Raw genomic sequence first — 14,954 nt, forward strand, 5'->3', positions numbered from 1 at the left:
CTTCGAGGGTATGGCGCGTGAATGTGTAGGGGCGGGTTGAGGGACATTGGTGTCAAATTAAGCGCTAAAAGCAGGGGGTGTAGGGGCGGGTTTAACAGATAACGTTCTGTTGATGTCGGATAGCTTGACTAAACCCGCCCTTCTAAGGGAACAGATACATTCGTAGGGGCGAAGCTTATGCGCCCAGATGTTTCGGTTTTATGCCAAGATACCAACGCATAAGCTTCGCCCAATCCCCATGGGGGAGCAGGGGAAGCAGGGGGAGCAAGAGAATGATACATGATAAATTACAAATTACAAATGAGTAAAGGCAACCTATTAATTGTTGACGACACCCCAGAGAACTTACAAGTTTTATCCGCTACCTTGTCGGATCAAGGATATCAAGTGCGGGGTGTGGTCAAAGGTAAAATGGCAATTCGAGCCGCTAAATCAGCCCAACCCGATCTAATTTTACTGGATATCCGAATGCCAGAAATGGATGGATATACCGTCTGTGAACACCTCAAAGCTGATCCGGAGACTTGGGGTATTCCCGTCATTTTTATTAGCGCAATTGATGATGTTTTGGATAAAGTCAAAGCCTTTCGCGTGGGAGGCGTTGATTACATTACCAAACCCTTTCAGGTTGAAGAAGTATTGGCGCGGGTGGAGCATCAATTGACGATTCGGCGGCTGTCTCAACAACTAAGGGATCGCAATCAAAAATTAGAACAGGAAATTCAAGAGCGGCGCAAAGCCGAAAAAGCCGCCGCCGCCGCCTCTAAAGCCAAAAGCGAATTTTTAGCCAATATGAGTCACGAACTCCGCACGCCCTTGAATGCTATTTTAGGGTTTACTCAAGTGATGATTCGTGATCTTAAACTGACACCAGAACAACGCGAATATTTGGGCATTATTAATCGCAGTGGCGAACATTTGCTGGACTTGATTAATGATGTCTTAGATTTATCAAAAATTGAAGCCGGTATTATTTCCCTCTATGAAAGCAGCTTTGATCTGTATCGCCTCTTAGATAATTTGGAAGAAATGTTCCAAATTAAAGCAGAGCAGAAAAAAATAAACCTCGTCTTTGTCATTGCACCCAATGTTCCACAAACCATAAAAACCGATGCCAAGAAATTACGAGTTTGTTTAATTAATCTTTTAGGTAACGCGATTAAATTTACTGAACAGGGTACGGTTACCTTGCGAGTAAATTTGGCAACTGAGGCGTTAATTGAGCAAAACCCTTCAGACACCGATTCATCATCATTGTCAGTATTTCCCCCCAGACTCCGGTTTGAAGTAGAAGATACGGGAGCGGGTATTTCTCCGGCTGAGATTGACCACTTATTTGATGCCTTTGTCCAAACCGAAACCGGACAAAAAATGGCGGAAGGGACGGGTTTAGGGTTAACCATTACCCGAAACTTTGTGCAATTGATGGGGGGAACGATTACCGTCAATAGTGTTGTCGGAAAGGGGACGATTTTTAGATTTGATATTAAAATTGATCCGGCAGAGGTTTCCCCAGTTACGCCCCAATCTAGCCAGCGCGTCTTATGTTTAGAACCCAATCAACCGATCTATCGTATCCTAGTGGTTGATGATACCCCCGAAAATCGCCTCTTGCTGATTAAATTACTCGAACCGATTGGCTTTGAAGTACGTGAGGCGGTAAATGGGATGGAAGCTGTAGCCTTATGGGAAAGTTGGCAACCCCACTTGATTTTTATGGATACACGTATGCCAATGATGGATGGATTAGAAGCAACGCGACGGCTGAGAATTAAAGAAAAAGAACGCTTATCTAAACTCAACTCAGCCCCGGATTTTCCCAGAACCATTATTATAGCCTTAACCGCCAGCGCCTTTGAAGAAAGGCGGGAGGAGATTTTAGCCGCCGGCTCTGAAGATTTTTTCCGTAAACCGTTTACAGAGGAGCAAATTTTTGACACAATTGCCCACTATTTAGGAGTGCGTTATCGTTATGAAGAGTTATCGGAGGGTTTGCCTATATCTCCATCGAGTTATAGGATACAAGAGAAACCAGACTCATTTTTCTGTTCAGAATTAGCCAGTCTACCTTCAGCCTGGGTGACTAAATTAGCACAGGCGGCTAATCAGTTAGATGAAGCGATGATTGCTCAGTTGATTCAAGAACTGTCAACAGAAAAGGCAGATTTAGCCAAGGCATTAACTGATTTACTTCATAATTTTAGACTGGATATTATTGTGCGAGTTTCTCAGGCGGTCATCAATCATAAGGACGAGAGTGATGCTAAGTCAACAATTATCAACAGTATTAAAAAAAGATGAAATAACGATATTAGTGGTTGACGATAACCCCAATAATTTACGCTTTTTATCTGATGTATTGCAAAATGAAAACTATAACGTTCAACGGGCTATTTGTGGAGAACTCGCCGTCAATGCGGCAATATCGTCGCCTCCTGATTTGATTTTACTGGATATTGTCATGGCACAGATGGATGGGTATAGTGTATGTCAATGCCTGAAGTCAAACCCGAAAACTCAAGACATTCCAATCATTTTTTTAAGCGCGTTGACGGAAACCGCTGATAAAGTTAAAGCGTTGAAAATTGGTGCAGCTGACTATATTACTAAACCGTTCCAACCGGAAGAAATTTTAGTTCGGATCGAACATCAACTGCTCCTGCAACGATTACAGAACCAGTTAAAAGAACAAAATAGTTTACTCCAACAAGAAATTCGCGATCGCCAGCAAGCCGAAAACCAACTTCGCGAACAAGCTAAACAGCTTAGCCACCAAAATAGCTTACTCATCAAACTGGCTAAAAAGAAAATTCTATATCAGGAAAATTTAGAATTAGCACTCCAGGAAATCACCGAAGTTACTGCCCGTACCCTTGAAGTCGAACGAGTCAGTATCTGGCTCTATAATGAACAAAAAACTCATATTGAATGTCTGGATTTATTTCAGCGAAGTCACTGCAAACATAGTGCTGGATTAAGCCTATCCCTAGCTGACTATCCTATTTATTTTAATGCCTTAGTTGAGACTCCCCTAGTTGCAGCAGATGATGCAATAAACGATCCCAGAACCTGTGAATTGATTGAGTCTTACCTACAGGTATTAAATATAACCTCAATGCTAGACGCCCCGTTACGATTGGGAGGGAAAGCCGTAGGTGTGTTATGTGTGGAACAGATAGGAACCTGCCGACATTGGACGCCAGAAGAGCAAAATTTTGCCCGTTCTATCGCTGATTTAACCTCATTACTCCTAGAAGCTCAAGAACGCCAACGTGCCGAAGTTGCTCGCCAAATTTCAGAAGAAAAATTTGCCAAAGCCTTTAGTTGTAGCCCTGATCCGATTACGATTAGCACTTGTCCAGAAGGACGCTATATCGATGTGAATCGTAGCTTTCTCAAGCTATTGGGATATGAGAGACAATCTGTCATTGGTCAGACAATTTTTGATCTGAACTTGGTGGTAAATCCCCAGGATATGGTTCAGTTTGAACAGCTTTTACATCAACAAGGATCACTGGGTCAGTTGGAAATGAAATGGCGGACTAAAACGGGTGAAATTATAACCTTATTATTATCGGCTGAGTTTATGGATTTGAATGGAAAACGCTGTGTTATTACCGTTGGCAAAGATATTACAGAACGCAAGCAAATTGAAGAAGATTTACGCCAAAGTGAAGAACGTTGGCAGTTAGTCTTAAAAGGAAATAATGATGGAATTTGGGATTGGAATTTGCTCAGTGGTGAAATTTTTACGTCTGAGCGGTTTCAGGAAATTCTGGGCAATAAAAATTGCCAGGATGACACCTGCAAAATTGTAAATCGTTTCGATGAATGGATCAGTCGCATCCATCCCGATGATGTGGAGCAAATTATAGAAATAACCCAAAAGTACTTGGAACGTCAAATCCCTTATTATGAAATTGAATATCGCCTGCAATGCCAAAACGGTGACTATAAATGGGTAATGTCTCGCGGACAAGCCCTGTGGGATGAGGAAGGAAAACCCCAGCGAATGGTGGGTTCACTCAAAGATATCTGCCAACGCAAACAAGCCGAAGAAGCTTTGCATCAATCGATTCAGCGAGAACAGGAAAAATCGATACAATTGGAGACAGCATTAGCTGAACTTAAACGCGCCCAAACTCAATTGATTCATAATGAGAAAATGTCCAGCTTAGGACAAATGGTGGCAGGTGTGGCTCACGAAATCAATAATCCTGTAAACTTTATTGGCGGGAATCTCATGTATGCTAAAAATTATTTTGTCGATCTCACTCGTTTAATTAATGCCTATAGCAAAACTTATCCCCATCCCCCAGAAGCCATTCAACAGATTATTGATGAAATTGACTGGGAGTTCGTCAGTGAGGACTGGCAAAACGTGATAAAATCGATGGAGATTGGTGCAGAACGCATTCACCAAATTGTTCAATCCTTACGCATTTTTTCTCGGCATCATGAATCGGAGCGAAAGGCGATTGATATTCATGAAAGCATAGATAATACGTTGATTATTTTACAGCATCGCCTCAAGGCATCAGGCAAGCGCCCCAAAATTGAAGTGATTAAAGAATACGCTAAACTACCGATGATTACCTGCTACGCCAGTCAGTTAAATCAGGTGTTTATGAACTTGCTGAGTAATGGGATTGATGCCTTAGAAAATAAACCGACTCCCCGTGTGATTAAAATTTGCACCGAAATGGTTAAGAAGAGTCAGAGTGCAGACAATAATGGTCATAAACAGCAAGCCAGGGACTTTGCTGTTATTCGGATTGCCGATAATGGTACAGGAATTTGTGCTGATATTATTCCCCAAATCTTTGATCCATTCTTTACCACGAAACCAGTAGGACGCGGCACCGGATTAGGCTTATCGATTAGCCACGAAATTATTGTAAAAAAACATCAAGGTCAACTTCAGTGTGTGTCGAATCCAGGTCAAGGAACAGAGTTTATTGTGGAAATTCCTATTATAAAATATAAATGTTAAAATTCCGGCTCCCGGTTCCCTGTCTCTTTATAAATGACATAAACAAATGACAAATGACAAATGACTAACTACGCAATTGATTTTGGCACAAGCAATACAGTTATCACTCGATGGAACGCCGCCACTGGAGAAGCGGAAACCGTCAGCTTACCCGGTTTATCGGTACAACTTGCCCAAAATCCTCCTTTGATTCCCAGTTTGGTCTATGTTGAGGATGCCCAACATAGTAAAGTTATCGTCGGTCAAACAGTACGCGATCGCGGCTTAGATATTACCACCGATCCCCGCTTTTTCTCCAGCTTTAAACGGGGAATAGGTTCCCAGATTCAGGGATTTCTACCCGAATTGGATGAACAAACCGTCAGTTTTGAGAAAATTGGACAATGGTTTCTCACCCAGATTATCGCCAAACTCTCCCCCTCCCCCACAGAAACAATTGAATCCTTGATTCTTACCGTACCCGTGGATAGCTTTGAAGCCTATCGCCATTGGCTGACAGGAGTTTGTCAATCCTTACCCGTGGAACAACTACGGATAGTGGATGAACCAACAGCCGCTGCTTTGGGGTATGGTGTGGCAGAAGGAGAAACCCTCCTCGTGGTGGATTTTGGTGGTGGTACTTTAGATTTATCCCTGGTGCAGTTAAATCAAGAGGTACAAACCGGAACAAAGCCGCTGGGTTTTATCCTTAAATGGGGGGAGAAAGTCTTGGGGGAACGTTCGGGACAAAAGCCCAAAATTGCCCGGGTGCTAGCCAAAGCAGGGCAGAATTTAGGCGGATCAGATATTGATAACTGGCTAGTGGATTATTTTGCCCAAACTCAAGGAATTTCGCGATCGCCTCTAACCACGCGATTGGCTGAACGCCTGAAAATTAAGCTATCTTCAGCACCCACAGCCACGGAAGTTTACTTTAATGATGAAACTCTAGAGAGTTATGAACTGAATCTGGATCGGCAAACATTGGAAACTATCTTAACGGATCACCAATTTTTTGATAATCTGAATGAGAGAATGACCCAACTCCTGCAACAAGCACGGCGGAGTGGGATCGAAGTGTCGGATATCGATGGGGTGTTGTTGGTGGGGGGAACTGCACAAATCCCCGCCGTACAAGAGTGGGTGAAGCAATACTTTGACGCCGAAAAGATTCGTTCACTAAAACCCTTTGAAGCCATTGCCCAGGGAGCGCTACAATTAGCCCAAGGAATTGAAGTCCAAGATTTCCTCTACCATAGCTATGGTATCCGCTATTGGGATCGCCGGAATAATTGTCACAATTGGCATTCAATTATTAAAGCCGGACAACCCTATCCAATGAGTAATCCGGTGGAATTAGTACTAGGGGCGTCAGTGGAGAATCAACCGAGTATTGAGTTAATTGTCGGTGAATTAGGTGCCGAAACAGGGGCGACAGAGGTATACTTTGAAGGCGATCGCTTAGTGACGCGACAATTCGGTGGCGGGAAAACCTCAGTGCAACCCTTGAACGATCGCGACGGTGCGAAAACCATTGCCCAGCTTACACCACCAGGAAATCCAGGACCTGATCGGATTAAACTAAAGTTTTGGGTGGATCGCGATCGCGCTTTGCGATTAACAGTCGATGATTTACTCACTGATCAAACAGTATTGCAGAATCAGGTAGTCGCACAATTAAGTTAAGTTCAATGCTACTGACTTACCATGGTGGTGGGCAATGCCCACCCTACGGTATATCAAGGGTGGAGGCGATCCAAAACTGTACGCTTTTCAGAGCCATTCCTTTTAATTAAGTTTGGATAACCGTTACTTCCCCTGCTTCCTGAAAAGGGCGGGTTTAGCTAAGTTATCAGACATCGACAGAACGCTATCCGTAAAACCCGCCCCTACACCCCTTTTATCCCTGCGATCGCGGGCGTAGGTATTCTGAAATTAGGAAAGGAGTAACTAGAGTTACGCTAGCCAACGCCCTAGGATTCCTGTTCCTTTTTCAACAATTCCTCTTTAGAATCACTCCAGTAGGCGCTATAGGTCCAGACTTCACTACCTCCTTTAGTTTCGACAGACCATCGATAAATCGCAGATTTTGGATTAATCCCAACCTCAATTAGCTTTGCTCCCATATAATATTCCATCTGGCGCTTGGTCATGTCCTTAGCACCACTAGGCTGGTTCTTAGAGATCGTGCGAGACATGTGGGCTTGTGTGGGTTTTGGCATAGTTTTCTAGTATTAATGGGAAATCAACGTCTCCTATTGTTTCATGTTTGACGGAAACCAAAGAGGGAATCGAGTATGGATCTGAGTCTGTGCATGATTGTTAAGAACGAGGAAACCTTTTTATCCCAAGTCTTGGAGAGTGTGAAACCTGTCGTGGATGAAATGGTCATTCTGGATACAGGATCGAGCGATCGCACGATTGATATTGCTCAAGAGTATGGGGCGAGGGTCTATCATTTTCAATGGTGCAATGATTTCTCCGCCGCCCGCAACCATGCACTGCAATACGTCCAAGGGAAATGGGTGCTGGTGCTGGATGGGGATGAAGTGTTAACGCCGGAAATTGTACCAGAAATCCAACAGGCGATAAAAAATGATCGCTATTTGGTGATTAACCTCATCCGTAAAGAAGTGGGCGCAGCGCAATCTCCTTATTCCCTGGTATCCCGTTTATTTCGCCATCACCCCGATGTCCACTTTTGTCGCCCTTACCATGCGATCGTGGATGATAGCGTCACTCAATTATTGCAGCGAGAACCGGATTGGCAGGTGGTTTCTCTGTCTACTGTGGGCATTTTACATTATGGCTATCAACCGGGCGCGATCGCGGCTCTGGATAAATATACTAAAGCCAAGAATGCCATGGAAGGATTTCTCGTCGATCATCCCAATGATGCATACTTGTGTAATAAATTAGGATCGCTTTATGTGCAAATAGGTCAAGTGGAGGAAGGGATTACTCTGCTTAAGCGGGGATTAACTGATCCCCACGTAGACGCTGCGTTATTATTTGAATTACATTACCATTTAGGCAATGCTTACACCAAACAGAACCATCTTCAATTAGCGGCTCAGCAGTATCAAGGCGCTATCGAGCAACCGATTCTCCCCCAACTTAAATTAGCAGCTTATAATAATTTAGGTAATTTGTTATTCAGCGTTGGCGATTTCACCACGGCGAAGCGAGCCTATCAAGCGACGGTGAAGATTGACCCGAGTTTTGCGGTGGGATACAATCACCTAGGTATGACCTTAAAAGCCCTAGGACAGTGGGAAGCCGCGATAACATCCTATCAAAAAGCGATTCAACTGAATCCTGAGTATGCCGACGCTTACCAAAACTTAGGCGTCGTACTACTCAAACAGGGTCGAGTACCCGAAAGTTTATCAGCATTAACCTTAGCGATCGCACTTCATCAAGCCACCAATCCCAATGAAGCGCAACGGTTACGTCAACAGTTGCAAGGGATGGGGCTATAATACATTGAGCAATTCCTCTCTAAATACTCACCCCCTAACTGGAGTTTCGGTCGATTGCAACTGTTTGGATAATTGATAAACTAGAATATGTCACTCTTTGTCCCTTAATAGTTTCCCTCGCGATCTCTCACGCTTGGGTTTTCTGGATAAAAAATGGCGTTAACTATTTTCTTTCAGGGAAATATATAATCTTGATCTGGTGATGAATTTCCCGCAGCAGTATTTCTTTTTCAGCAAGGGAGGCTTGAATTTGCGCCTCTTTTTGTTTGCTTGTGGGCGATCGCTCATATCTTCAGCCGAACCAATAATCTGTGTCATCTTAAGCTCACTCGTATGAGTAAAGACCCTGACATGACGACAAAGCCAGCGCCATGAACCGCTAGCATGTCCTGACGTTTCACGGCATCTTTTTGGATGGGAGTGATGCCTAGAGGAACAGGCGTATCTACAAAAATTGTCACATACTTACGATCAACAATTTGAGCGAATGTCACCATAAAACTAAACCTTGAGGTTTGACAACCATCAACCATGAGTACCAAACGCCTACCTATTGCTATATCGGGAATCCTTGCTACTGTTACTGCGATTGGTGCTACGACTCTCCACGCGATCGCACCGATTGACGGGTTGAATCCCTGGCTGGGAGTAACGGTCGCTGTAGCTCAAGATATTGATGAACAAATTAATATTCGAGTTTATCAACAAGCCAGTCCGGCAGTGGTCTCCATTGATACGGTAGAGGGTACAGGAAGTGGCAGTATTATTAGCGCCGATGGGTTGGTTTTAACCAATGCTCACGTTGTCGCGGGTTTCCCGACGGTTACAGTAACCCTAGCCGATGGGAGACGCCTGATCGCGGATGTGGTGGCGTTTGCTGATAACGGGTTAGACCTAGCGGTTCTCAACATTCGCACTCCCAGCAATTTACCGACCATTTCTCTGGCTCCCCGTCCCGTCCAAGTCGGACAACGAGCATTTGCCATTGGTAATCCATTTGGCAGGTTTCAAGGCACATTTACGGTAGGGATTATTAGCCGTATCGACCAACAACGGGGCTTAATTCAAACCGATGCTGCGATTAATCCGGGAAACTCTGGCGGACCCCTACTGAACTCTCAAGGTGAATTAATTGGGGTGAATACGGCGATTTTGGGCAGTCCTAGCGGCGGGAATTTGGGGATTGGCTTTGCGATTAGCATAGATAGAATTCGCCCGTTTCTGGCGGCTGTACGCGATGGACGTGCGCCCCAGATGGTTCAGCAGCCTAACCCCTCTGGGACTCACCGCCCCCCTCAACCCTTAGCCCTAAATGGTGCGGTGATCCCCGGTCAGCTGGGTCAGGGAAGTCAGGTTTTACCCACAGATAACAGCTTTTTTGATATCTATGCTTTTGAAGGCAGGGCGGGTCAGCGGGTACAAATTGATATGACCAGTGGGGAAATCGACTCCTTTTTAATTTTGCTCGATCCCAATGGTAATGATTTAGCCCAAGATGATGATAGCGGTGGTGGCACCAATGCCCGATTATCTGTCATTTTACCCAGGGATGGGATCTATTTGTTAATGGCAAATGCTTATGAAGCGGGACAAACCGGATCATACAATTTACGGGCGGTAGCGATTGGGGGAAGTTCAGTTACGCGAGATTCTCGTTGGTGATGAGGGTGTTCCAGACGTAGCCTACTACGTCTGGAACGCGGTCGGGGCGGGTTTAATCCCATCTGGGTCAAAAAGAAACGATAGTAGTAAAACCCGCCCCTACAGACTGTTCCCTGTTCCCTTTAAATCAAACCCAACCAACCTAACAAACCTTTACCGGTAATCAACTCGATCAGCAATAGAGCCACAAATGCGATCATGGCAAACCGTCCGTTGATTTGCTCGGCGTAAGGTGTCCAACCAAAAGCGGGTTCGGGTTGGTTGGGGGTTTGTGTTGTCGATTTTTCTTTTGTAGGTGTTTGAGAGGTCATGATTTTGGTACAATGTCTTGCTCAGGTTTCTCAGATTTCAAGGTTTGAACAGATTCAATCAGCGAGCGCACTTGAGCGGTGCCTTCAGAGGCGTCAAATCCTAAAGGGAATTTACCACGGGCGAGCATCCGTAATCCGAGAGGACTTAAACTGAGCATTCCTTTAATATCTCGGAAGAAGTTTGCCACCACCTGTATGCCAAATTTGCGCTCATCAACCCAACCTCCTTGTTTGACCAAATCAATTAAGACTTTGCGATGGCGGATTGAGCGGCTGGCTTGCTTGTCTTTGCGAGTCAGAATTTCTTGTTTAATTTTACCGATTTGATCCATGGGGGCGACATCCATCGGGCAAACGGCGTTACACATTAAACACCGGGTACATCCCCACACCCCCTTAGTGCCTTGATTGTAGTTTTCTAGGCGACTTTCTATGGCGGTATCGCGAGAATCAGCGACTAGACGCTGGGCTTTGGCGAGGGCGTGAGGACCAACAAATGTGGGATCAACCTCGCGAGCATTACATTCTGAATAACAAGCGCCACACATGATACAATTACCATTCTGATCCAGGCGCGATCGCTCTTCGGGACTTTGTAAAAATTCCCGTTCAGGAATGGTTCGTCCGGCTGTGCTAACGTAAGGTTCAACCGCTTCTAAGTTGTCCCAAAAGCTCCGCATATTCACGACTAGATCCTTAATCACGGGAAAATTTCCCAGGGGAGCAATCGTGATTTCCGGAATCTCCGGGCGATTATACTCAGGTAAGTGCGCCAATTCATTGCCCACATTTTCTTTACAAGCCAGTGCGGAGCGACCATTGATCCGCATCGCACAGCTACCACAGATTGTGTTGCGACAATTCTTGCGAAATGCTAAGGTTCCATCCTGCTCCCACTTGATCCGATTCAGGCACTCCAGAATCGTGTTTCCTTCCTCCACATCCAGCTTGTAAGTCTCGATAGTGGGAGAGGTATTTTGAGTCTGTCGAATGATTTTAAAGGCAACTTGCATAGTGATACGCTCTGTTTATATCTCAACACCTATATGAAAATTACCACCTTAAGAGGAGTCACAACCTACCCATTGACCATCACCCCCCTTATGGTGATCGCCCCTAAATAAATATAGATGAGAAAATTTTGCTAGAAGGCACTCGCTCAACTTATCCTAGCAGCGATGTTTGGCAAACCGACTACAGTCTAAGACAATCGGCACTCACTCAGGATTCATCCTTAGGAGTGTTGATTTTCTGCTGATAGATGCTCTCTCCCTTGTGTCTGGTCAAAATTTTCCCTGATCACCTGCCAAATCCCCAGATGGATCATTGATCCGAACATACTTCTGGTTCCATCTTTTGCCACTGAGTCCTAGCTTGGTTAAAATTTTAACCTAAGAAGCGGCTTTGGTGTCTCTGTCCAATCCTTATGGCTCAAATTCCCAGAAATTTTAATAAATGATCAAAAAAATCTTGACCAAAATCAGAGATTTAACGATATATTTTTTATATAGCCAAATACACTTGGCAGCAAATGACCTTTACCATCCTGAAAATTGAAGGATAGTCTGTGAAATTATGGCAGAGACCCAAGCTAATGCATTAACGGGGAAAGCCTTACTTCAAAAAGTAAAAGAGCTCTCCCACTTGCCTCGACGAGAAACAGCAAAACGCTGTGGCTATTACACGGAAAGTAAAACCGGTCAGACCCGCGTCAACTTAACTGATTTTTATGATGCGGTGTTAGCGGCGAAAGGTGTTCCCTTAGATCCAGAGGGAGCAAAAGATGGTCGTGGTCGGGAACCGACGTATCGAGTCAGCGTCCATAAAAACGGTCAAATTGTGATTGGCTCAACCTACACTCAGGAAATGGGATTGAAGCCCGGTGATGAGTTTGAAATTAAACTGGGCTACAAGCATATCCATCTCAAACAGGTTGATATGGATGCATCTGAGGAGTCGGAAGATCGGGAATTGGAAGCCGCAGAGGTTTGAGGCGGCTCATGCTAAAAAGGATGGGTTATGCAAATTATCCATCCTTGGCAGCATGAAAGTAGCCGCGTTGAAAGTATAGCTCCTCACCGTTTGCCGATCTCGCTTATGGCTATTTTTGATCAGGCAGATAATCCGTGTATTATTTGGCTAATAAGCGCATCGGCGCTAGTAAAAGTCGCGGTTTTTTTTCTGGCTTGGTCTGCGTTGTGGTTGCCTTTAGCCATGGCGATCGCAATCCGACTGAAATGGCATCCTCCTAAGGCTTTGGCAGCACAGCAAAAGTTGCCATTCGTCGCTGTTCTTTACATCATTGCCCCCCTGATTATCTGGGGGGCGACACAGATAGAAGGTACATCATTTGCCGACTATGGCTGGGGCTGGACGACGCGGATTTGGATATCCTTAGTCGGGGGATTTGGCGTGGCAATTTTGAGTTTAGGAATCAGCTTTACGGGACAATGGCTAGTAGGCTGGGTGGATTGGCATGGGGAAAATTGGCAGCAATTGACCAGGATTGGACTGCCAATATTCGGAATAGGACTAGGCATTGGATTAATTGAGGAATTGGTGTTTCGCGGGTTCCTGCTGACGGAACTCCAGCAAGACTATTCTCTGGGAATAGCGGCGGTAATATCTAGTCTGATCTTTGCTCTATTGCATCTGATTTGGGAACAGCAACAGACGCTGCCTCAAATTCCTGGATTATTGCTAATGGGTATGGTATTAGTCCTAGCTCGGTATGTAAATGAGGGGAGTTTAGGCTTAGCTTGGGGATTGCATGGGGGTTGGATTTGGGGATTAACCTGTCTCCAGGAAGCAAAATTGATTTCATATACCAGAAAAGGACCCGTATGGATAACGGGAATAGGAGACAATCCCTTAGCTGGCATGTCTGGTATCTTGTGTTTACTGGGTGTTGCTGTTTTGCTATGGGGGATTGGGGATTAGTGATTCGTCCTTTGTCATTCGTCATTCGTCCTTTGTTGATTAGGAAATCGCTTCCCCATCTCCCTCATCTTCCCCATGGATTGGGCGAAGCATTCGCGTTGAGATGTGAATAGAAAACCGATAGATTTGGGCGCGAATGCGAGAGCCCCTACGAATATCCCATCTTCCCCATCTCCCCCATCTCCTCCATCTCCCTCATCCCTCTTTGGCTGACCAACGTTTTTGCCAGTGAGAGCTGGGTTCGAGAGTAGAGGCTTGCTGCTCAATTTGCCGCCGTTGGAGGATAATTGCCGCTTGATCCGCAAGTTGAGGATCACGATAGGGAATAGCCGCACGGGTTTGCAAATGTTGACGCGATCGCTCCGAGAGAGGGGGTAGAGTAGAAGCGTCAAAACTTGCCACAGTTCCCGGTTGTCGTCCCCCCACAGGGGGTGTCGAACCAATCTTAAATCCAGCCGTGATTAAACCACCTCGGACAGCAGCTGCACAGGAATAGGTTGCCAGTCTACCTGTCTTGGCGCAACACTCTGCTAATTGTTGGAAAAATTCCACCGTCCATAATTGAGGACAACGACGGGGAGAAAAGGGATCGAGAAAAATAGCATCGGCGGGGAAGTTCGACTGACGTAATTGCTGGATGCTTTTTCTGCCATCGCCTAAATAAAGTTGCGCCTGAAGCTGATCCGTTTTGACTTCTGATTTTATCACCAGACGCTCTAAGAGTTCGGGAATTGGCTGATTCCAGCCACTGAGAAAATGATGTGCGATCGCGCTTCGCGGTACAGTCGGGTCTAATTCCAGGGCGACTAATTCAACTCTACATCTGGGGTTAATCGTCCAAATCGTTTCTAGAGCCGCCGCTGTATTGTAGCCTAAGCCATAGCAGACATCCAGCAAACGCACAACCTGCTGTTGGGCTTTTTGTTTCAGGTGACAAGGTTCCACAAATTTTAACAACGCTTCCGTTTTTGCGCCTTGAGTACTGTGGAAATATTCACCAAACGCTTCAGAAAAGAAGGTGAATGAGCCATCTGCTGTGGGTTGAGGGGTAAAGCTGGGGATGTTTGCCATGGTTCGTCTGAATGATATTTCAAGATTTTATCTTCTCTATCTTCCTTCCATACCTGCCGCCCTTCCCGATCTATCTCACATCAGTCATATTTCTCACATTCGGAGTACTAAGCTGTAACGCATTTAATTTGATAAGGCAATCTAAGCTATCAAAGGGTTTCAGGAGCTAAATTATTGGATTTAGCTGCATAGCAGCTTATGACTTCCTGTTGCCTGCTTCTACCTATCTGTGTCAACTTTCCGGTAGATCCCTAGAGCAATGCGTTTTAGCTTATCCGACAATCAACAGAATATTATCTGTAAAACCCGCCCCTACAACCCTGCTCTCCCTGCTCTCTCTGCTTTTGGCGCTTAAGTTTACACCAATGCTCCTCCTACCTTCTGCCTTTTACTAGACTTGACCCTTGACAAGGCTCACTTAAAGGGGCTATAACATAAATAACTCACAAGAATGAGTAAAACGAACAAGCCGATCCACGGTCAGGGTGTCAGAAAACAACACCAATGAAATTTGAG

12 protein-coding genes are annotated in these 14,954 nt (G+C 45.1%); 7 read left to right on the forward strand and 5 right to left on the reverse strand.

Annotated elements, in window-relative coordinates; all coding sequences use genetic code 11:
* The first annotated feature begins 300 nt into the window (after positions 1-300).
* The 3 genes from ACLGGO_RS11320 to ACLGGO_RS11330 are packed head-to-tail and all read left to right on the forward strand — an operon-like array spanning position 301 to position 6,658.
* Positions 301-2,301, forward strand: coding sequence for a response regulator (locus ACLGGO_RS11320; protein WP_446419389.1), 2,001 nt, complete (start codon positions 301-303; stop codon positions 2,299-2,301).
* Entirely contained in the window at positions 2,261-4,993 is a 2,733-nt protein-coding gene (locus ACLGGO_RS11325) for a PAS domain S-box protein (RefSeq protein WP_446419390.1), read from the forward strand. Before ACLGGO_RS11320 ends, ACLGGO_RS11325 begins: the two co-directional genes overlap by 41 nt.
* Positions 4,994-5,053: 60 nt before the next feature.
* Entirely contained in the window at positions 5,054-6,658 is a 1,605-nt protein-coding gene (locus tag ACLGGO_RS11330; protein WP_446419391.1) for an Hsp70 family protein, read from the forward strand.
* A gap of 287 nt (positions 6,659-6,945) precedes the next feature.
* On the opposite strand, the gene ACLGGO_RS11335 is transcribed toward ACLGGO_RS11330, so the two are convergent.
* The gene (locus ACLGGO_RS11335) at positions 6,946-7,194 is read right to left on the reverse strand and encodes a hypothetical protein (RefSeq protein WP_446339080.1); all 249 of its coding nucleotides are present in this window, start codon (positions 7,192-7,194) and stop codon (positions 6,946-6,948) included.
* 75 nt (positions 7,195-7,269) lie between these two features.
* On the opposite strand from ACLGGO_RS11335, the gene ACLGGO_RS11340 reads away from it, so the two are divergent.
* A complete protein-coding gene (locus ACLGGO_RS11340) occupies positions 7,270-8,454 on the forward strand; it encodes a tetratricopeptide repeat protein (protein WP_446419392.1) in 1,185 nt (394 codons plus the stop codon).
* Between the two features lie 314 nt (positions 8,455-8,768).
* Here ACLGGO_RS11340 and ACLGGO_RS11345 read toward each other — a convergent pair whose 3' ends face one another.
* Positions 8,769-8,951: a hypothetical protein gene (locus ACLGGO_RS11345; RefSeq protein WP_446419393.1), complete on the reverse strand. Its 183-nt coding sequence runs from the start codon at positions 8,949-8,951 to the stop codon at positions 8,769-8,771.
* Between the two features lie 34 nt (positions 8,952-8,985).
* Here ACLGGO_RS11345 and ACLGGO_RS11350 point away from each other — a divergent pair, with 34 nt between their 5' ends.
* The gene (locus ACLGGO_RS11350; RefSeq protein WP_446339077.1) at positions 8,986-10,116 is read left to right on the forward strand and encodes a trypsin-like peptidase domain-containing protein; all 1,131 of its coding nucleotides are present in this window, start codon (positions 8,986-8,988) and stop codon (positions 10,114-10,116) included.
* Between the two features lie 122 nt (positions 10,117-10,238).
* On the opposite strand, the gene ACLGGO_RS11355 is transcribed toward ACLGGO_RS11350, so the two are convergent.
* Positions 10,239-10,427: a chlorophyll a/b-binding protein gene (locus ACLGGO_RS11355; protein ID WP_446339076.1), complete on the reverse strand. Its 189-nt coding sequence runs from the start codon at positions 10,425-10,427 to the stop codon at positions 10,239-10,241.
* The gene (locus ACLGGO_RS11360) at positions 10,424-11,440 is read right to left on the reverse strand and encodes a succinate dehydrogenase/fumarate reductase iron-sulfur subunit (RefSeq protein ID WP_446339075.1); all 1,017 of its coding nucleotides are present in this window, start codon (positions 11,438-11,440) and stop codon (positions 10,424-10,426) included. Before ACLGGO_RS11360 ends, ACLGGO_RS11355 begins: the two co-directional genes overlap by 4 nt.
* Before the next feature lie 562 nt (positions 11,441-12,002).
* On the opposite strand from ACLGGO_RS11360, the gene ACLGGO_RS11365 reads away from it, so the two are divergent.
* Together ACLGGO_RS11365 and ACLGGO_RS11370 are read left to right on the forward strand one after the other, a co-directional pair.
* Positions 12,003-12,419 carry an AbrB family transcriptional regulator gene (locus tag ACLGGO_RS11365; protein WP_446419394.1) on the forward strand — a complete coding sequence of 139 codons (417 nt, stop codon included), beginning with the start codon at positions 12,003-12,005 and terminating at the stop codon, positions 12,417-12,419.
* 105 nt (positions 12,420-12,524) lie between these two features.
* A complete protein-coding gene (locus ACLGGO_RS11370) occupies positions 12,525-13,367 on the forward strand; it encodes a CPBP family intramembrane glutamic endopeptidase (protein ID WP_446419395.1) in 843 nt (280 codons plus the stop codon).
* Positions 13,368-13,562: 195 nt separating this feature from the next.
* Here the strand turns inward: ACLGGO_RS11370 and ACLGGO_RS11375 are convergent, their stop codons facing one another.
* The gene (locus tag ACLGGO_RS11375; RefSeq protein WP_446419396.1) at positions 13,563-14,438 is read right to left on the reverse strand and encodes a tRNA (5-methylaminomethyl-2-thiouridine)(34)-methyltransferase MnmD; all 876 of its coding nucleotides are present in this window, start codon (positions 14,436-14,438) and stop codon (positions 13,563-13,565) included.
* Between the last annotated feature and the right edge of the window lie 516 nt (positions 14,439-14,954).

It is taken from the genome of Coleofasciculus sp. (assembly GCF_046565525.1).
Classification (GTDB): Bacteria; Cyanobacteriota; Cyanobacteriia; order Cyanobacteriales; family Coleofasciculaceae; genus Coleofasciculus.